The 18354-nt window shown below is 55.7% G+C and carries 23 protein-coding genes; 18 read left to right on the top strand and 5 right to left on the bottom strand.

Annotated features, from left to right (window positions below; all coding sequences use genetic code 11):
* Both MWU61_RS12905 and MWU61_RS12900 read left to right on the top strand, forming a co-directional pair.
* On the top strand, nucleotides 1–957 hold the full coding sequence (locus tag MWU61_RS12905) for a fumarate hydratase (protein ID WP_247128794.1): 957 nt from the start codon (nucleotides 1–3) through the stop codon (nucleotides 955–957).
* Nucleotides 954–1619 (top strand): fumarate hydratase C-terminal domain-containing protein, encoded by a 666-nt coding sequence (locus MWU61_RS12900; RefSeq protein WP_247128793.1) that lies wholly within the window; start codon nucleotides 954–956, stop codon nucleotides 1617–1619. The genes MWU61_RS12905 and MWU61_RS12900 overlap by 4 nt, the downstream gene beginning before the upstream one ends.
* On the opposite strand, the gene MWU61_RS12895 is transcribed toward MWU61_RS12900, so the two are convergent.
* Nucleotides 1616–2494, bottom strand: a complete 879-nt coding sequence (locus MWU61_RS12895; protein WP_247128792.1) for a LysR substrate-binding domain-containing protein — start codon at nucleotides 2492–2494, stop codon at nucleotides 1616–1618. The two genes, MWU61_RS12900 and MWU61_RS12895, sit on opposite strands and share 4 nt — an antisense overlap.
* Nucleotides 2495–2677: 183 nt before the next feature.
* Between MWU61_RS12895 and MWU61_RS12890 the strand changes: the two genes are divergently transcribed.
* Together MWU61_RS12890 and MWU61_RS12885 are read left to right on the top strand one after the other, a co-directional pair.
* Complete coding sequence (locus tag MWU61_RS12890; RefSeq protein WP_247128791.1) at nucleotides 2678–3505, top strand: DUF2059 domain-containing protein; 828 nt, start codon at nucleotides 2678–2680, stop codon at nucleotides 3503–3505.
* Nucleotides 3502–3990, top strand: a complete 489-nt coding sequence (locus MWU61_RS12885) for a hypothetical protein (protein ID WP_247128790.1) — start codon at nucleotides 3502–3504, stop codon at nucleotides 3988–3990. The genes MWU61_RS12890 and MWU61_RS12885 overlap by 4 nt, the downstream gene beginning before the upstream one ends.
* Here MWU61_RS12885 and MWU61_RS12880 read toward each other — a convergent pair.
* A complete protein-coding gene (locus MWU61_RS12880; protein ID WP_247128789.1) occupies nucleotides 3987–4334 on the bottom strand; it encodes a hypothetical protein in 348 nt (115 codons plus the stop codon). The two genes, MWU61_RS12885 and MWU61_RS12880, sit on opposite strands and share 4 nt — an antisense overlap.
* A gap of 177 nt (nucleotides 4335–4511) precedes the next feature.
* On the opposite strand from MWU61_RS12880, the gene rplU reads away from it, so the two are divergent.
* The 8 genes from rplU to MWU61_RS12840 all read left to right on the top strand — a co-directional run bounded on the left by rplU (nucleotide 4512) and on the right by MWU61_RS12840 (nucleotide 10757).
* A complete protein-coding gene (rplU, locus tag MWU61_RS12875; protein WP_247128788.1) occupies nucleotides 4512–5303 on the top strand; it encodes a 50S ribosomal protein L21 in 792 nt (263 codons plus the stop codon).
* 12 nt (nucleotides 5304–5315) lie between these two features.
* Nucleotides 5316–5585, top strand: coding sequence for a 50S ribosomal protein L27 (gene rpmA / locus MWU61_RS12870; protein ID WP_183530947.1), 270 nt, complete (start codon nucleotides 5316–5318; stop codon nucleotides 5583–5585).
* 149 nt (nucleotides 5586–5734) lie between these two features.
* A complete protein-coding gene (locus tag MWU61_RS12865) occupies nucleotides 5735–6298 on the top strand; it encodes a GNAT family N-acetyltransferase (protein ID WP_247128787.1) in 564 nt (187 codons plus the stop codon).
* The gene (locus MWU61_RS12860) at nucleotides 6271–6813 is read left to right on the top strand and encodes a GNAT family N-acetyltransferase (protein WP_247128786.1); all 543 of its coding nucleotides are present in this window, start codon (nucleotides 6271–6273) and stop codon (nucleotides 6811–6813) included. Before MWU61_RS12865 ends, MWU61_RS12860 begins: the two co-directional genes overlap by 28 nt.
* Entirely contained in the window at nucleotides 6806–7306 is a 501-nt protein-coding gene (locus MWU61_RS12855; protein ID WP_247128785.1) for a GNAT family N-acetyltransferase, read from the top strand. Before MWU61_RS12860 ends, MWU61_RS12855 begins: the two co-directional genes overlap by 8 nt.
* A gap of 40 nt (nucleotides 7307–7346) precedes the next feature.
* Nucleotides 7347–8399 (top strand): GTPase ObgE, encoded by a 1053-nt coding sequence (gene obgE, locus MWU61_RS12850; protein WP_247128784.1) that lies wholly within the window; start codon nucleotides 7347–7349, stop codon nucleotides 8397–8399.
* Nucleotides 8387–9493, top strand: coding sequence for a glutamate 5-kinase (proB, locus tag MWU61_RS12845; protein ID WP_247128783.1), 1107 nt, complete (start codon nucleotides 8387–8389; stop codon nucleotides 9491–9493). The genes obgE and proB overlap by 13 nt, the downstream gene beginning before the upstream one ends.
* Before the next feature lie 7 nt (nucleotides 9494–9500).
* Complete coding sequence (locus MWU61_RS12840) at nucleotides 9501–10757, top strand: glutamate-5-semialdehyde dehydrogenase (protein ID WP_247128782.1); 1257 nt, start codon at nucleotides 9501–9503, stop codon at nucleotides 10755–10757.
* A gap of 6 nt (nucleotides 10758–10763) precedes the next feature.
* Here the strand turns inward: MWU61_RS12840 and MWU61_RS12835 are convergent, their stop codons facing one another.
* Nucleotides 10764–11357 (bottom strand): histidine phosphotransferase family protein, encoded by a 594-nt coding sequence (locus MWU61_RS12835; protein ID WP_247128781.1) that lies wholly within the window; start codon nucleotides 11355–11357, stop codon nucleotides 10764–10766.
* Between the two features lie 28 nt (nucleotides 11358–11385).
* On the opposite strand from MWU61_RS12835, the gene MWU61_RS12830 reads away from it, so the two are divergent.
* The 3 genes from MWU61_RS12830 (at nucleotide 11386) to MWU61_RS12820 (ending at nucleotide 13302) form a co-directional block, all read left to right on the top strand.
* Nucleotides 11386–11565, top strand: a complete 180-nt coding sequence (locus MWU61_RS12830; protein WP_247128780.1) for a DUF3553 domain-containing protein — start codon at nucleotides 11386–11388, stop codon at nucleotides 11563–11565.
* 134 nt (nucleotides 11566–11699) lie between these two features.
* On the top strand, nucleotides 11700–12470 hold the full coding sequence (locus MWU61_RS12825; RefSeq protein WP_281502109.1) for a GNAT family N-acyltransferase: 771 nt from the start codon (nucleotides 11700–11702) through the stop codon (nucleotides 12468–12470).
* 1 nt (nucleotide 12471) lies between these two features.
* Nucleotides 12472–13302: a lysophospholipid acyltransferase family protein gene (locus MWU61_RS12820; protein WP_247128778.1), complete on the top strand. Its 831-nt coding sequence runs from the start codon at nucleotides 12472–12474 to the stop codon at nucleotides 13300–13302.
* Here the strand turns inward: MWU61_RS12820 and MWU61_RS12815 are convergent.
* Complete coding sequence (locus tag MWU61_RS12815) at nucleotides 13279–13908, bottom strand: thiamine phosphate synthase (protein ID WP_247128777.1); 630 nt, start codon at nucleotides 13906–13908, stop codon at nucleotides 13279–13281. The genes MWU61_RS12820 and MWU61_RS12815 overlap by 24 nt on opposite strands.
* A 139-nt stretch (nucleotides 13909–14047) precedes the next feature.
* Between MWU61_RS12815 and MWU61_RS12810 the strand changes: the two genes are divergently transcribed.
* The 3 genes from MWU61_RS12810 (at nucleotide 14048) to MWU61_RS12800 (ending at nucleotide 17476) form a co-directional block, all read left to right on the top strand.
* A complete protein-coding gene (locus MWU61_RS12810; RefSeq protein WP_247128776.1) occupies nucleotides 14048–14788 on the top strand; it encodes an RNA methyltransferase in 741 nt (246 codons plus the stop codon).
* Nucleotides 14789–14863: 75 nt separating this feature from the next.
* The gene (ctaA, locus tag MWU61_RS12805; RefSeq protein WP_247128775.1) at nucleotides 14864–16006 is read left to right on the top strand and encodes a heme A synthase; all 1143 of its coding nucleotides are present in this window, start codon (nucleotides 14864–14866) and stop codon (nucleotides 16004–16006) included.
* Nucleotides 16007–17476, top strand: coding sequence for a carboxypeptidase M32 (locus MWU61_RS12800; protein WP_247128774.1), 1470 nt, complete (start codon nucleotides 16007–16009; stop codon nucleotides 17474–17476).
* 68 nt (nucleotides 17477–17544) lie between these two features.
* On the opposite strand, the gene MWU61_RS12795 is transcribed toward MWU61_RS12800, so the two are convergent.
* Nucleotides 17545–18327, bottom strand: coding sequence for an enoyl-CoA hydratase (locus MWU61_RS12795; RefSeq protein WP_247128773.1), 783 nt, complete (start codon nucleotides 18325–18327; stop codon nucleotides 17545–17547).
* Between the last annotated feature and the right edge of the window lie 27 nt (nucleotides 18328–18354).

Below are 18354 nucleotides of genomic sequence, written 5' to 3'. Positions count from 1 at the left end.
ATGATTCCTATCTCGCTTATTCAATCCACCGCTGAAACGCTGATGGACAAAGCGGCCATTGAAATACCGCAGGATTACCTGGACGGTTTGCAAGAGGCCGCACGCACCGAGGACGGCGATCTATCGTCATTTGTCCTCAAAGCGATGCTCGAAAACTACGAAGCCGCGAAGGAAGACCGCCGCGCGATGTGTGGCGATACGGGCGTGCCGCGTTGGTTCGTGAAAATGGGAAATGATGCGGCCGTCGAAGGGGGCATGATTGCGCTGGAAGGCGCGTTGCGTCGTGCCACTGCCAGCGCCACCAACGGGGTTCCATTGCGTCCTAACCGCGTCCATCCGCTTTGGCGGACGGATCACAACAATAACGTCGGCATCGGTGCGCCCGAAATTGAATACGGGTTTGAACCGGATGGTGATTGGATTGATCTGATCACGGTTCACAAAGGTGGGCTGTTCGGGTCTGATTACCGGATGTTGTTTCCGTCGGATGGTATCCAAGGGATCAAACGGTTCTACCTTGATAGTCTGATGGCTTTCGGCAAACGCGGATTGGCCTGTCAGCCGGCGATCATCGGTATCGGACTTGGCGGATCAAAGGACACCTGCATGACGCTTGGTAAACGGGCGTCGACATTGCGGATCGTCGGGTCACGCAATAGCGATCCCGAGATTGCAAAGATGGAAGATGAATTCAAAGACCTTGGGAATTCCATTGGCATGGGGGCCATGGGCTTTGTCGGTAAGAACATGGTCATCGATTGCAATATCGAAGTTGGCTACTGCCACACAGGGGGGATGCCGATGTCGGTGCATGCGTTCTGTCTGTCATCGCGCAGGGCCGTGTCGCGGATATTCCCTGACGGGCGTGTCGAACATCGCACGGACCCCGATTGGTTTACACCTTACCAAAGACGCGAAACCGTCGATTGGGCCCCAGTTCAGGAGGCTGCCGAATGACTATCCGTGAAGTCCGCCTGTCTACGACCCCAACCCCCGAAGCCATCGCTGATCTGCAGCTTGGCGACATCGTCTATCTTGACGGCCTCATGTATACAGCCCGCGAAGGCGTCTACATGCGCGCGCTCGAAGACAAAGCGAACATTCCGATGGAATTGCCAAGCCAGTCTGCCGCGAATTTCCACTGTTCGCCTGCAGCACGGATCAATCCAGACGGCAGCTTTGACATGGGCGCGGTGACCGCTACCGCATCGTTTCGCTTTGCCAAATGGTTGCCCGAATGGATGGCCAAGACCGGCGCGAAATTGATCGTAGGCAAGGGCGGAATGACGTCAAAAGACTATAAAGACTATTTCGTCCCCAATGGTGCAGTCTATTTATCTACGGTCGGATACGGGACAGGCGCGCTGCTGGGGCGTGGCGTCGAAAGCGTCGAAGCTGTGCACTGGAACGAAGAACTTGGGATCGCGCAAGCGATGTGGGTCCTGAAATGCAATCGGATGGGTCCGTTCATCGTGGCCTCTGATATGAACGGCGACTGCCTGTTCGAACGCGAAAACGCAAAAATCTCGGCCAATATTGCGCATGTGTACGAAGGCACAAAACCAGCAGTTCTCAAACGCTACGGCGAAACAGACGATAGGTCTGACGAAGTGATCTAGGACGCTTCTGCGATCACATCTGACAAAGCGGCAAAGACTTCGTCCAACAAGCGGGTTTTTATGTGATCCTTGCGGTACGCTAGCCCCAGCAAACGGGTGGGCGCATCGGCCCCCAATGCGACCTGCTTTACCGCAACTTGTTCAAGCGGTTTGACGACAAGGTCGGGCACGATTGACACGCCAAGGTTCGCTTGCACCATACTTGTGATCGCTTCTGGGCTATCGAGTTCCATGGCTTCCGTCACACGCACTTTGTTCGCCACCAGCCAGTTTTCAATCAATGTCCCGAGCACAGCGCGACGGTTGAACCGAATGAACGGTCGACTGTGCAGCAACGCGATCGGATCATCCAGCGGGTCTTGGGCGTGGGCAATCAGTTGCAACGGTTCACGGGCGAGGTCTTTGAAAGCGATGTCGGCGGGCAGCAAATGGGGACGGGTTACAATGGCGGCATCGACGGACCCGCGCGAGATATCGGCGAGCAGGGTTTCGGTCAAACCCGGTCGAATATGGATGCCAAGCGCGGGAAACCTGTCCTTCAACCGTGCCATTGCGTGTGGTGTCAGGCCGGTCAAAGTGGTCCGTAAAGCACCCAAGGTGACGACGCCGCTTAATCCATCGTCCCCCAGTACCGACGGCGCAAGGTTGTCGTAATCCGCGATCAACTGACGCGCTTTGCGGACGACGTCGTGTCCGATTGGGGTAAGCTCGGGCGTGCGTGTGTCCCGATTGAACAGCGCCAACCCAAGGTCAGCCTCAAGCGTTTGCATTTGTTGGCTGACAGCTGCGTGTGTGACGCGAACCTCAACGGCAGCTGCGGAAAATGTGCGAGTATCGGCCACGGCCACCAGCGTGCGCAAAAGGCGGATTGTCATGGGATATGCTTGATGCCTGTTGTCATAGCTAAAGGATACGCAAGCAATCGGCGAATTCCAAGTCACGCAAAGCCACCGCGCATTGGGGGGTGTCAGCGTATTGCTGCAAGTTGAAGGGTATTGCGCTTGGAAAAACGCAAGGCCCGCCATATCTTAACAGAAGATCGCTAAAAGGATTACTTGATGTTGACCCGCCTGACCTTCGCCGCAGCCCTCGCGCTGACACCTGCCATAAGCTTTGCCAATGTGGCCAAAGAAGATGTGGCGAACCTGTTTGCGGCCATGGACCTTGATGCCATCGTGTCCATCATGCGCGAAGAAGGCTTGGAATACGGGGAACAGATCGCTGAAGACCTGTTTCCGGATCGGACGTCGTCGGATTGGCCTGAAACGGTTTCACAGATATACGACTACGACACCATGCGCGACGGGCTTGAAATGCAGTTCGGTGCGGCCTTGGGTGATGTGGACATTGACAGTCTGATCGCATTTTTCGAAGGCGACGTTGGCCAAACTGTGGTCGGTTTAGAAGTCGCGGCGCGTCGTGCCTTGATGGACGAAGACATCGAAGAGGCCAGCAAAGAAGCGGCGGCCGTCGCAATTGCCGATGAAACACCACGGTTTTCGTTGGTCGAAGAATTCGTAGAGACCAATGATTTGGTGGAAACCAATGTTGTCGGGGCACTGAACGCGAACTACGCATTCTATCTGGGCTTGTTGGATGGCGGGGCCTTTGGCCAAGACCTGACAGAAGAGCAAATTCTGACCGACGTCTGGAACCAAGAAACCGAAATCCGCAAGAATACCTATGAATGGGTCTATTCCTATCTGCTTATGGCCTACCAACCGCTCAGCGACGCCGAACTGCAGGCCTATATCGACTTTTCCGAAACCGAAGACGGGCAGGCGTTGAACACAGCTTTGTTTGTGGCCTTTGATGAAATGTTCGAAGGGATCAGCCGTGCGCTTGGTCTTGCGTCATCACAATACATGGCGGGGCAGGATCTATGATGCGCCCAAGCGCCTTGGCGGCAAGCGTGGTTATCGCGACTACAAGCATGAGCCATGCAGACACGACCGAATTGATGTTCTGCGCCATGGAAAACAGTTCAAAGATGGTGTCGGTCCGGTTGGACGGCGCGGATGTGACCTATGCGTACGGCAATCTCAACGAAATGTCTGATCTCGTGCTGACCACGCCGGCAGCAGATGTCGACTACCAACCTTGGCCGGGCGTTGGGAACACCATTTGGGAAACGATCACATTCTATAACGGCGACTACGAATATGTGGTCGTTATGGGCGCCGAACGTCAGGACAATCCGCAGAAATACGGCGGCATCACTGTGCGCAAAGCCGGAGAAGAGATTGCAGCGCTCGACTGCATTCCGTCCTCCGTCTCTTTCGACTTCGGCAACTACCTATACGATGCGAAGACACAAGCAGGGTGGTGTCTGGATCGCGGCGCAAAGGGCGGATGGACCCGCTGTGACTAGGAACTATAGACCATCAGTGCAGTGACCAAAGCGCCGGGGTTGTCGTCGTATATCCCGATGTCACCGCGTAACTGGACCAAACGTGCAGGGCGATCCTGCAGGGGAATGCCTGCTTCTTCCATTGCCGTGCTGATCGCTGGACCGCCGCCTGCCATGATTTCGGGGATGATCTGGTCAAAGTTGGATTTCACCGCGATTTCGACGCGTCCCCGCCGTTCGTTATAGATCGCGTTCTCAGTCGCGGATGTCAGGGCGTTGACGGGCCACAGCAACGGATTGCCAAGGTGATTGGCTTCGCTACTGCAGGCGGCTAGAAATATCAGTGAAATAAGTGTGCTGCGCATGGTTTTGGCCTCTTTCTGGGCTTGACTTAAAATACATCTGCGCACATAAGCCGCCATCTCATCAAGGCACTTGGTGAGGGTAAAGCGAAAAACTGCCCTTACAGGCACGCAGTCCACAGGTACCAAACACCCGTTTGATCGGGGGCCTCAGAGACGCGAAAGACAAAGGAATACACTATGTTTGCGGTTCTTAAGACCGGTGGCAAACAGTACAAAGTTGCATCAGGCGACGTACTGCGTGTCGAAAAATTGGATGCCGCCGCTGGCGACCAGATCCAATTCAACGAGATTCTCATGGTTGGTAACACTGTTGGCGCTCCACTTGTGGAAGACGCTGGTGTTCAGGCCGAAGTTGTTGACCAAATCAAAGGCCCTAAGACGATTAACTTCGTTAAGCGCCGTCGTAAGCACTCTTCTGCACGTAAGAAGGGTCACCGTCAGCAGCTCACAGTTGTTCGCATCGGCGATATTCTTGAAGCAGGCGCTGGCAAGTCCGGCGTAAAAGCTGCCGTATCCGGTGCTGGTAAAGTTGTATCTGAAGCAATCGCTGCAGGTAACGGCGCACCAACATCCAAGAAAGCCGAAGCTGCTGCAAAACGCGCTTCTACTCCAAAGGCTGCTAAGCCTGCGGCGAAGAAAGCCGATAGCGCACCAGCAAAAGCTGCACCAAAGAAAGTTGCAAAGGCAGACGCCCCACAGGCCGAAGCTGAAGTTGCAAACGCTGGTACAAAGCCTGCCAACCTGCTGAAAGAAGCACGCGGCGGCCAGCCTGACGATCTGAAGCGTATTTCAGGCGTCGGTCCAGCACTCGAAAAGAAGTTGCACGCAAATGGCATCTTCCACTTCGACCAAGTTGCAGCTTGGACAGCAGACGAAATTGCGTATATGGATGACCAATTGTCATTCAAAGGCCGCATTGAGCGTGACGAGTGGCTGAAACAAGCCGCAGAATTCGCTAAAGAAGCGTAAGGAGAGACACCAATGGCACATAAAAAAGCAGGCGGTTCATCCCGTAACGGTCGCGACTCAGCTGGTCGCCGTCTTGGCGTGAAAAAGTACGGCGGCGAAGTCGTGATCCCAGGCAACATCATCATGCGTCAGCGTGGCACTAAGATGTGGCCAGGTATGGGCGTTGGCATGGGCAAAGATCACACGATCTTCGCAACCATCGAAGGCAACGTACAATTCCACAAAGGCCTTAAGGGCCGTACCTTTATTTCAGTTCTCCCAGTGGCGGAGGCCGCTGAGTAAACCGAAGTTTCCAAGGTAACGCATTTGGGGGGATCGGTGAACACCGGTCCCCCTTACTTTTTCATACTATCGACACGATATGAAAGTAGACGACAGTTCTGACGTGAGGCCCAGTTTGGGAGGCACCGGTTTTTCGAGGAGGGAAAGCCATGATGCACAATACAATCGCAACGCCGGATAAAGCGGCGACAAACGACCAGATCACAATTGCGGCGGACCGCTTTGTGTTACGCCCATTGCGGCGTGCTGATGTGGGTCTTGTCGCGATGTATGCAGGTGACGAACGTATTGCGCGCGGCACCCGTGCCATGCCGCATCCTCTTCCACCGGGGACTGTCGAAGCGATGATTGATCGCGCCAGCGCCGATGACCGGCTTGAAGATATCTGGATTCTGGACGGCACTGATGGCGGGAATGCCGAAGCACTGGGGCTGATCAGCCTCAACCGGATGGACCGTGATCAATCTGAGATTTTCTATTGGATCGCGCCTGCGTTCTGGAACACGGGTCTCGCGACCGAAGCTGTCCGGACATTGCTGGCCGCAAACCCGCACAACGCAAAGCAAATTTTTGCAGAGGCGTTTCAAGACAACCCAAGTTCGGCACGTGTGCTGACAAATAACGGGTTCGACTATCTGGGCGATGCGGAAGCCTATTCCGTCGCTCGCAAGGCTACGGTGCCAACATGGACGTATATGCTCAAAATGGGGTGACCCCTTTACCGGTGATCAAAACGGCGCGGCTTGAACTGCGTCCGATGGCGCTGTCGGATGTCGATGCGATCGTTCCGCAGTTGAATAATCTTGACGTGACCCGTTGGCTTTCGGTTGTTCCGTATCCTTATACTAAAGAGGACGCGATCTGGTTCATCGAAGAAAACCTTGCAGGTCGCGCCGCGTCGTGGTCGATTTTCAAAGATGATACGTTGATCGGAAACGTCGGCGGCGGTGATGCCCACGGGTATTGGCTGGGCCAAGACCATTGGGGGCAGGGCTATGCGACAGAAGCCGCGACGGCGGCTTGTGCGCACCACTTCGCCACAACCGATGATGTTGAGATCACCAGTAACTACTTCCTCGGCAATGTCGGGTCAGCCAACGTGCTGGGAAAGCTCGGCTTTTTGCCGACGGTTATCGGCACCTCACATTGTGCGGCGACAGGCGCAGACGTGCAATCGCAAGGCATGGTGCTGACTCGTACCCGTTGGGAAAGCCTCCATAATGCTTGACCTGACTTATCACGAGATGTGTGCTGATGATCATGCTGATCTGACCGCGCTTGCTTCGGACTGGCGCGTCGTGCGGCAGCTGGGAGGATGGGCTTGGCCGATGGACCCTGATCAGGTTGCAAAATACTGCAAACCTTTTGAGGGGGACGGCTTTTGTTGGACGATCAAGCACAGTGGTGAATGGGCCGGTCGGATCGGCGTAACCGGTGCAAACATTGGCTATACTCTGCCGCGATCAGTTCACGGACGTGGGATCGCGACGCAAGCAACGCGCCACGCCACGGCGCATTTCTTTGATACCAATGATGCAGATGTTTTGACGGCCACAACATGGATCGACAATCCGGCATCTCATCGGGTGCTCATAAAATGCGGTTTTACCCACTGGCAAACTTGCTATCGCCATGCACTGGCCCGTGGCTACCCGGTTGCATCACGCCAATATCGCTTGACCCGCACCGACTGGCAGCGCTTGAGAGCCTGCGCGAAATAGATTAAGCGCCATCCAACACTGGTAGAAAGCACCCGATCCTATGAAGTTCCTCGATCTCGCCAAAGTCTATATCCGCTCTGGCAGCGGTGGTGGCGGCTGTGTGTCTTTCCGCCGCGAAAAGTTTATCGAATACGGTGGCCCTGATGGCGGTGACGGCGGCAACGGCGGGTCGGTCATTGCTGTGGCTGTCGAAAGCCTGAACACGCTGATCGATTTCCGTTACCAGCAGCACTTCTTTGCGAAGAACGGTCAGCACGGCATGGGGTCACAGCGGACTGGGGCGACAGGTGACGACATCATCCTGCGCGTACCTGTCGGGACCGAAATTATCGACGAAGACGAAGAAACGATCTTGTGTGATATGACAGAGGTCGGGCAGCGGTTTGTGATTGCCAAAGGCGGTAACGGCGGCTGGGGCAACCTGCACTTTAAATCGTCCACAAACCAAGCGCCACGCCGCGCGAACCAAGGTCAAGAAGGCATCGAACGCACGATCTGGCTGCGGTTGAAGCTTATTGCGGACGTCGGACTGTTGGGAATGCCAAATGCCGGCAAATCCACGTTCCTCGCTGCCACATCCAATGCACGGCCAAAGGTTGCAGATTATCCATTTACGACGCTTGTGCCTAACTTGGGCGTCGTCGGCGTTGATAACGTTGAATTTGTTGTTGCTGATATTCCGGGCTTGATCGAAGGCGCATCCGAAGGGCGCGGTCTTGGCGATCTGTTCTTGGGTCACGTCGAACGCTGTTCAGTGCTGCTGCACCTTGTTGACGGCGCGTCTGGCGATCCGGTGAAAGACTACGAGACGATCATCGGCGAACTCGAAGCCTACGGCGGCGATCTTGCGGATAAGCCGCGCGTAACCGTGCTGAACAAAATCGACGCGCTCGACGATGAAGAACGTGAATTCATCAAAGAAGAACTGGAAGCAGCGACAGGATCGCCTGTCATGCTGATGTCCGGCGTCAGCACCGAAGGCGTGACCGATGTGTTGCGCGCGTTGCGTGACCAGATTGACGCGGACAAGCTGCGCCACCGCATTGCGGAGGCGGCCGAGGAAGAAGACGAGGACGCACCGTGGCAGCCTTAACAGACGCAAAACGATTAGTCGTAAAAATTGGATCAGCGCTGCTGGTTGATCGGGACACGGGCGATTTCCGCGGTGACTGGCTGCAATCGTTGGTGGATGACGTGGCCGTTCTGCGCGCACGCGGCACCGACGTGGTGCTGGTATCTTCCGGATCGATCGCGCTAGGGCGCGGGGTCTTGGACCTACCTGCGGGGCCATTGCCGCTAGAACAATCTCAAGCGGCCGCAGCTGTCGGACAAATCCGGCTCGCACGATACTATGAAGAAGCATTGGCCAAACACGGGCTGTCGGCGGCGCAAATCCTTGTCACGCTTGAGGATTCGATGGACAGGCGACGGTATCTGAACACGCGTGCGACAATGGAAACGCTGTTGTCACTGGGCGTGACGCCGATTGTGAACGAAAACGACACGATTGCGACGGACGAAATTCGCTACGGCGATAATGACCGACTGGCAGCACAGGTGGCCGTGACCATTGGTGCCGATCAGCTGGTGTTGCTATCAGACGTCGATGGTTTCTACACGGCGAACCCGCAACAAGACGCCACGGCCAAGCGGCTGGACGTGATCGATACCATCACGCCCGAGATCGAAACGATGGCGGGCGATGCCGGTTCAGGCTTGTCCAAAGGCGGGATGAAGACAAAAGTCATGGCAGCACGCGTCGCGGTTGAAGCAGGCTGCGCCATGGCGATCACGTTAGGGTCGCCCTTGAACCCACTGAAAACGCTGGAAGACGGTGCGCCGTCCACTTGGTTCACCGCACAAACCGACCCACAAGCCGCCCGCAAACGGTGGATTGCCACAATGAAACCAAATGCGCAGGTGGTGATTGATGCGGGTGCACTGGACGCGCTGCGACGCGGTAAAAGCCTGCTACCGGCAGGCGTTGTCGCGGTCAGTGGCAGCTTCGGGCGTGGCGACCCGGTCTCGATAGAAAATGAAGCAGGCCAAGTGCTTGGCGTGGGGCTGTCACGTTACACAAGCGCCGAGGCCCGCCAGATCAAAGGCTGCCGAACGCAAGATATTGAAGACGTGCTGGGTTACAAAGGGCGCACCGCCTTGATCCATCGCGATGACATGGTGCTGTGAGGAAAAAATGACTGAAATCAAAGATATGATGCATGAAATTGGCGCAAACGCACGCGCCGCAGCAGCGATCCTCGCGGCAACTCCGGCACCGGCGAAGCGTAAAGCGTTGGAAGCAGCAGCAGACGGCGTCTGGACGCAGCGTGACCACATCATAGCAGAGAATGTCAAAGACATGGCGTTTGGCGCGAACAAGGGCCTCAGTCCTGCGATGATGGACCGTCTGATGCTGGACGAGGACCGCATCAAAGGCATGGTCGATGGATTGCGTGCAGTGGCTGCGCAGGACGATCCCGTTGGCGAAGTGACCGAAGAATGGACGCAACCCAGTGGGCTGCACATTCAACGTGTCCGCACGCCGATTGGCGTGATTGGTGTGATCTACGAAAGCCGTCCGAACGTGACGGCGGACGCAGGCGCGCTTTGTCTGAAATCCGGTAATGCAGTGATCTTGCGGGGCGGGTCGGAAAGTTTTCATTCAGCAACGGCCATCAATGCATGTTTGCAAGAAGGACTGCGAGCCGCGGGCCTTCCCGAGGCGGCGATTCAATTGGTCCCAACCCGCGACCGCGAAGCCGTCAGCGCGATGTTGCAAGCCGTTGACCACATCGACGTGATCGTGCCGCGTGGTGGTAAAGGTCTTGTTGGGTTGGTGCAAAAAGAAGCCCGCGTGCCCGTTTTTGCGCATCTTGAAGGGATTTGCCACGTCTACGTGGATGGATCCGCAGACTTGGAAAAGGCGCGCGCGGTCTTGTTGAACGCAAAAACGCGCCGGACCGGGATTTGTGGATCTGCGGAAACGGTTCTGATCGACCAAGCCTTTTTTGACGCGCAAGGCGCAGGGCTGGTGAATGATCTGATCGCGGCGGGCGTCGAAGTTCGTGCGGACGGACCCTTGGCAAAAGTCGAAGGAACGATACCCGCGAAACCAGATGATTTTGGCCGCGAATTTTTGGACATGATCATCGCCGCCCGCGTTGTTGACGGTGTCGGCGGGGCGATTGCGCATATTCAGGAACATGGATCCAACCACACGGATGCGATCATCTGCGAAGATGACGCTGTTGCGCAAACCTTCTTCACGCAACTCGACAGTGCGATTCTGATGCGCAACGCGTCAACGCAGTTTGCCGATGGTGGCGAATTCGGGATGGGTGCCGAAATTGGGATCGCGACGGGCAAGCTTCACGCCCGTGGACCCGTCGGTGCGACCCAATTGACGAGCTTTAAGTACCTCGTCACGGGCGATGGAACGATCCGGTCTTAATTGTATTTACTTGAATGTCGCGGTGATCTGGTCACCGGTTACTGCGATATTCAGGGTGCGACGCGCCTCCTGCAGCACAATGGGAAGCAGGGCAAATTGCACCTCGGCGGCGGAATGTTCGTATCCCAATCTGGGCCGCGTCAGGCTGTCCCACAGGTTTTCGTCATAGTTCATCCTGTCGCCATGGGCGGTTAAGGTCCATGTATCGGCGTCTTGAATAGTGGTGATGTCGCCACCGACCGGAAACGCGGTTTCAAAGCATTGCAGCAGTAGAAATGCGATGCGCACGTCGCGTCGCGCATGATCGTTGTCGACCTGCCAATAATACGTAAACCGTCCTGATTTTGCGGTGGCTGACAGGATCGAGAGCACTTCGGTCCGGCCAATGATCTGGTCAGCGCTGGCGGCACCAAAGGCCACGCGAAAGAACCTGATCCGTGCATTTGCGTTCTCGACACTTTCGCTGATCAGCGCCATTTCCGGCCCCGAAGTCGATTCAGTCAATCCAATCAATTCGACCCCATTGCCGATTGCCCCAATTGGGCTGATAAGGTCGTGGCATATACGAGATCCGACCAGTGCTGCGATATCATTGCGCATGATTTGGGCCTAACGTGAAAGAGATACGATGTCTGAGATGAACGCGATACTTGAGCCGGGTATGATCGTCCGTCACACCGAGAAGCCAGAGTGGGGCGAAGGGCAGGTCCAATCGAATATTGCAGGGAAAATCACGGTCAATTTTCGCGAAGAAGGAAAGGTCGTTATGGATGCCGCACACGTCATTCTTGAAATAGTCACTTTCTGAAATATCTTGCAACCAAGGGTAGCGTAGGCATTAATTCTGTCAACTCGTGTCTGTTTTGTGTAGCTGCAGAAAGTTGATAGAGTGTTAATAATCGCTAACCATCAATTTCCATCTCAGGACATAATGCCAGTCCCATGAATATCGTTTCTCCACCTTCCCGATTTGCGGTCTCGTTGGCCCAAGGACCAGAAGACCTGCACGCGGTGCAACGGTTACGTTATGATGTTTTCTGCAAGGAAATGGGAGCTGATAGCGCTGGAACCGACCACGCCGCGCAAACCGAAGGTGACCCTTTTGATACGTTTGCCGATCATCTGATTTTGCGTGATTTGTCATTGAAAGGTGCGGCACAAGTCATTGGAACATATCGCCTTATGCGGACTGGCCAGGCAATGGACGCCGGCGGGTTTTACTCGGCTCGCGAATTTGACCTGACACCTTTGACCGACGGACGCGATGACGTGCTGGAGCTAAGCCGATCCTGTATTCGGGCGGATTATCGAGGTGGGTTGTCTTTGATGCACCTGTGGCAGGCATTGGCCCGGTACGTCGAGACCCATCATATTTCGTATTTGTTTGGCGTTGCGTCCTTTCCGGGCGTCGATTTGGATGTTCACCGGAACTCAATTCGGCACTTGCATGCGAAGCATCTGGCACCCGAAGATATACGTCCCTGTGCGCATGGTGACGGGGCCGTTGATCCGTCTGAATTCGCAGGTGACGTGGATGATCATCGGGCCGCTATGGTTGCGATGCCGTCTTTAATCAAAGCATATCTTCGAATGGGCGGCGTTGTGGGGGCTGGCGCGTTTGTTGATCTCGATTTTCAAACGACGGATGTTTGCATGATTTTGGAAACCGCGCAGTTGTCGGCGCGCCAACGCGCGATGCTGGGGGCCCAATAACGTGTCGGAACCATGGGATTCTGTTGACCATCCGACAATGCCAGCAATCGGGCTCATCGGTTGGTTTCACATTGTCCGACGGGGCGTGCCGCTGATCTTGATGATCGCGGTGTGTTTGGTGTTGCTCTTGGTCGTGCGATTGATCGAAGCTCCAATCTGGAAGGCCAAGCGCCCGATCACACCGTTCATCACGCAGTTCGTTTGCAAGAATGCGTTTTACATCATGGGTATACGGCACGAAGTTCAGGGCACAGTGATGCGCGGACCCGGTGCTGTTGTCGCCAATCATGTGTCTTGGCTGGATATTTTTGCGCTGAACGCGACCAAGCGGATTTACTTCGTGTCGAAGTCAGAAGTTGCCAAATGGCCCGGTATCGGCTGGCTCGCACGGGCCACCGGAACGGTTTTTATTCAGCGTGATCGGAAAAGTGCAAAAACGCAGGTTTCTGTTTTTCAGGAACGATTAAGGGCGGGCCATAAGCTGTTGTTTTTCCCTGAAGGTACGTCGACGGATGGCCTTCAGGTTCTTGGGTTCAAGCCGACGCTATTTGCTGCGTTTTTTGACGATGATCTGCGTGAGACTATGCGGATTCAACCCGTCACAGTGAAATACATCCCTGACGATAGCAGCGATCCCCGTATTTACGGTTGGTGGGGCGATATGGACTTTGGTCCGCATCTACTGGCCACACTGGCCGCGACCCGTCAGGGGGCGGTCAGTGTGCGGTATCATGAACCAGTAAAGGTGCGCGATTTCGCAAATCGCAAAGACCTAAGCCTTGCTGTTGAAAATGCAGTGCGTGCGGGCCTAAGCCACGATCGCTGTACGTAGATCGGCAAAAGCTGCAATCGGATCTTCTGCGGACCAGACTTCGTTGCCGATACCGAAGAAATCAGTGTGCGGCGAAATCTTGGTGATCAATTCTTTGGTCAACGCCCCTTCCGCGACAACCGGCACTTCGATCATCATGGACCACCATTCGAACAGCTCGACTTCTGCTTGTGATCCATCTCCCAGCGACGTCTGTCCGCAGGGGCCGAACGCCACATAATCAACGCCCAGTTCACCGGCTGTCATACCATCATGGCGGGAATTTCCACAGAAACTGCCGACGATTGCATCATCGCCCAACTCTTTGCGGACTTTCTTCACAGAACGCGCACCGTCCGTCAGGTGCACGCCATCAAGGCCCAGACGTTCGACTAGTTGGATATGTGTATCGATCACCAATGCGACGTCGCGCGCGTGGGTCACTTCACGCAGGGCGTCTGCCGTGCGGGCGATCACGTCTTCGTCTTTTGTGCCCAAGGCCAATCTGACGCATCCGACCTCGGCGGCATCAAGACAGGCGCCGAGAATATCCGGATAGGTCATCAATTCGACCTCTGACGGGGTGATCAGGTACAGCTGGGGCAGTTCTACGTCTGAGTCGGCCATGGGTAAATTCCGTCTTTTATCTTGTGTTGCCCCCCTTTAGCTGGATTTTTGCCGCTTGGCTATCAGTGTCGCAAAGCTGTTACGCTTGTCTTAACCGCGCGTGCCACGTATCAGGCGGGCGATCTTTAAAGGAACCGAAATGCCCCAAGATACGCCTCAACCCGCGTTTGTTCTGATCCGTCCGCAGATGGGTGAAAATATTGGTGCGGCTGCGCGTGCGATGTGGAATTTCGGATTGGACCGGATGCGGATTACCAGTCCACGTGATGGGTGGCCAAACCAAAAAGCGGTTGCGATGGCCAGCGGTGCGGGGCGGCTGTTGGACGAAGCTGTGATGTGCGACAGCACTGCAGACGCGATTGCCGATTGTACCTATGTCTATGCCACGACTGCGCGTCCGCGCGAGCTGACAAAGCCTGTATTCACGCCCGCATTCGCGATGAAGGACGCCGCGCAACGTATTGCAAATGGTGAAAAAGTTGCGATCCTGTTTGGACCTGAACGGGCAGGGATGGAAAACGATGACATCGCCAAGGCGAACGCGATTATCTCGGTCCCTGTGAACCCTGAATTTGCGTCGCTGAACCTTGCGCAATGTGTGTTGTTGACCGCCTATGAATGGCGTCAGGCAACCGTGGACACCGTGCCATCCACCGTTTCCATGGAAGGTGAATGGGCGTCACACGCTGAAATGGAAGCGCTGGCGACCCATTACGAAGACCGGATGGAAACCGCCGGTTTTTTCTATCCCGAACACAAAGCGCCGAGCATGAAAATCAATTTGCGTAACCTGTGGTCGCGTCTGCCGTTGACCCGCGCGGATGTGCAAATGTTGCACGGCGTGATGCGACAAATGGTGCGCTGGAAAGAGCGCGATTAAGCCCCAAATTGCCCTGTGACTCGCGTGCACAACCCGTGCACAATGCGTGCACTGACACATCCGGAGATCCCGTAAATGGCGACCAAGCCCCGCAATATTTTTGAAGAGGTCAATACGACCGAAAAGAAAGCCGTCACGACTGGCGGGATCGACGCGAAAGGACAGGGCGCGCGTAAGGGCATTCGCGCGTGGCTTTACGTGTTGTTTGCGCTTGTCGCAGTCATGATCGCTGTTGGTGGTTTAACGCGGTTAACCGACAGCGGGTTGTCGATCACGGAATGGAACCCCGTGTCGGGTGCATTGCCGCCGATGAATGCGGCGGATTGGCAGGTTGAATTTGATAAATATCGTCAAATTCCGGAGTACCAAGAGCAGAACAAAGGCATGTCCCTGACTGAATTCCAGTTCATCTACTGGTGGGAATGGGGACACCGTCAGCTGGGCCGTTTCATTGGTGTTGTCTGGGCGCTTGGTTTCCTTGGGTTTGCGATTACCCGCAATATTCCAACAGGTTGGACGGGGAAGTTGTTGTTCATCGGCGCGTTGGGCGGCCTGCAGGGCGCGATTGGCTGGTGGATGGTTTCCAGCGGGCTTGAAGCGGGGATGCTGGATGTGGCGTCTTATCGGCTTGCCACGCATCTGGGCCTCGCGTTTGTGATTTTTGGGTTCATTGCGTGGTACATTCTGCGGCTTTCGCGTCGCGAAGCGGACCTGCTGCAGGCGCGTCGTTTGGGAAATCCGACACTTGCGAAATGGGCGTCGGTTTTGGTTGGACTGACGTTCATCCAGATTCTGTTGGGCGCTTTGGTCGCCGGCATTGATGCGGGTCGCGCTTTCCCACAATGGCCGCTGATGGCAGGTGGGTTTTTACCGCCTGATCCGTTTGTATTGGAACCTGTTTGGCGCAACTTCTTTGAGGACGCGGGGCTGGTCCAGTTCATGCACCGGATGGCGGGCTATGTCCTGTTTGTCTTCGGGATCGTCGTTTGGCTGCGCGCGCGCAAATCGGCCAATGCGCAAACGCGGTTCGGATTTAATATGGTGTTGGCGATGATGGTCGTTCAGATGCTCCTGGGTATTGTGACCGTGCTGTATTCCGCACCGTGGCAGATCGCGATTGTGCATCAGTTTGGCGCGGTTGTGCTGTGGGTCTTGGTCCTGCGGGCGCGGTTCTTGGCGACTTATCCGTTGCCGCAATCTGTACGGGGGGCCGCGTAGATGTCCGCTTATGCAGAATTGATGGGGTTTCAGCGCGAAACCGAAGCGCTGTCTCAGGTCGCTGGCCGTTTGGGCTGGGATCAAGAAACGATGATGCCGGAAGGGGCAACTGACCAACGTGCAGAAGAACATGGCGCGATGGCGAACGTGTTGCACGCGCGGCGGATTGATCCGCGGATTGGTGACTGGCTTGAGACCGCAAAGGCTGCAAACGATGTTGAAGCTGCAAACCTGCGGCAGGTCAAACGATCGTATACGCGGACGTTAAAAGTGCCTGCTAAACTAGCGGCGGAACTTGCAAAAACAACGTCGCTTGCGCATCGCGTGTGGGCGGATGCACGGGCCAATGAAGACGTCGCAGCGTTCCTGCCGATGTTGGACAAGGTTGTGGCGCTTCGGCGGGAAGAAGCCGCTGCGGTTGCGGGCGATGCGGATACCTATGACGCGTTGCTGGACGACTATGAACCGGGTGCCACGGGTGCTGAACTTGGTGCGATGTTTGACGCGTTGCGTCCGCGTCTGGTGGCGCTGCGTGCAGCGATCCTGAACAAACCTGCGCCTGCCGCTTTGTCCGGTTCCTTTGACGAGGCGGCGCAACTGGCTTTGTCGACCAAGCTGGCGCAAACCTTTGGCTATGACCTGAAAAGCGGACGGATTGATAAGGCTGTTCACCCGTTTTCGAGCGGCGCTGGCTTAGACGTGCGGATCACGACGCGGACTGAGGAACGTGATCCATTTAATTGTTTTTACTCGACAATCCATGAAGTCGGTCATGCGTGTTATGAGCAAGGGATCGATAAACAACATCTGCTAACGCCGCTTGGTGGTGGTGTGTCGATGGGTGTGCATGAAAGCCAAAGCCGGATTTATGAAAACCAGCTTGCGCGGTCGGAGGCGTTCACTGGGTGGCTCTATGGTCAGATGCGTGACGCCTTTGGTGATTTTAGCATCGCGGATGCGCGTGCGTTTTATGCCTGCGTGAACCGTGTGACGGACGGGTTTATCCGCACCGAAGCCGACGAGGTGCAGTATAACTTGCACGTTTTGCTGCGGTTCGATCTGGAACGGGCGCTGATGTCAGGTGATTTGGCGGTGGCGGATCTAGAGGCTGCGTGGAACGACCGGTTCTTGTCTGATTTTGGGTACGCGGTGGACAAACCGTCGAACGGGGTTTTGCAGGACGTGCATTGGTCCGAAGGTCTGTTTGGGTATTTTCCAACCTATACGCTTGGGAACGTCTATGCAGGTTGTCTGAACACAGCGATGCGTGCGGCGGTTCCGTCGGTCGACGCTGATCTGGTAATTGGCGACACGGCGGCGGCCACTGGATGGTTGCGCGAGAATGTTCAACGCTTTGGCGGTCTTTATGAACCCAAAGATTTGATCACGCGGGCGACGGGTGCAGCGCCGAGCGAGGCACCTTTGCTGGATTACCTCGAAGCGAAGTTTAGCGATATTTACGATCTGTAGGATGGCCCTGCGGGGCCATCTGGGGTTTTGCACCCCAGACCCCGCAAGGTATTTCTGACCAAAAGAGGTTAGGACCAGTCCGGTTTGCGTTTCTCCAAAAAGGCAGTGATGCCTTCGTTGGTGTCGCGATCCTGCATGTTTGCGGCCATGACGTCGGCGGTGAAGGCATAGGCATCCTGTGTCGCCATGTGGGATTGCGCGTAAAATGCTGCCTTACCGTAACGGACGGCGGCGGGCAGTTTCGCGGCAATGCTTGCGGCTAAAGCGCGGGTGGCTGATTGCAGATTTTCTGTTGGAACAGAGCGGTTTATCAGGCCAAGTTGTTGTGCTTCTGTGGCGTCGATGAAGCGGCCTGTTGTCAGCATTTCAAATGCAGATTTCGTTGGGATATTGCGCGTTAATGCCACCATCGGCGTAGAGCAGAACAGGCCGATGTTGACCCCGTTGACCCCAAACTTTGTCGTGTCAGCCGCGACTGCCATGTCGCATGTCGCGACAAGTTGGCAACCGGCGGCTGTGGCGATGCCGTGGACCTGAGCGATGACGGGTTGCGGGAGCGTTTGAATGCGCTGCATCAAGGCCCCACAACGGCCAAATAGGTCTTTGAAATAGGCGGCCCCGCCATCATCGGCACTGCGTCCGGCCTGCATTTCCTTTAGATCGTGGCCTGCGCAGAACGCTTTTCCACTGCCGGACAGGATCACAACACGGATTGTATCGTCTTTCGCGATTGTATCGAGTTCGGCGTGAAGCGCTGCCAGCATCGCGTCGGACAGCGCGTTCAGCCGTGCGGGCGCTGTCATTTCGATGTGTGCGATATGGTCAGTAACGTCGCGTGAGAGCAATGTCATAGGCTTGCCTTTAGGTTGGTTTCACGG

Source organism: Loktanella sp. F6476L (assembly GCF_023015725.1).
Taxonomy (GTDB): domain Bacteria; phylum Pseudomonadota; class Alphaproteobacteria; order Rhodobacterales; family Rhodobacteraceae; genus Yoonia.
This window is presented reverse-complemented; position numbering and strand designations above follow the sequence as displayed.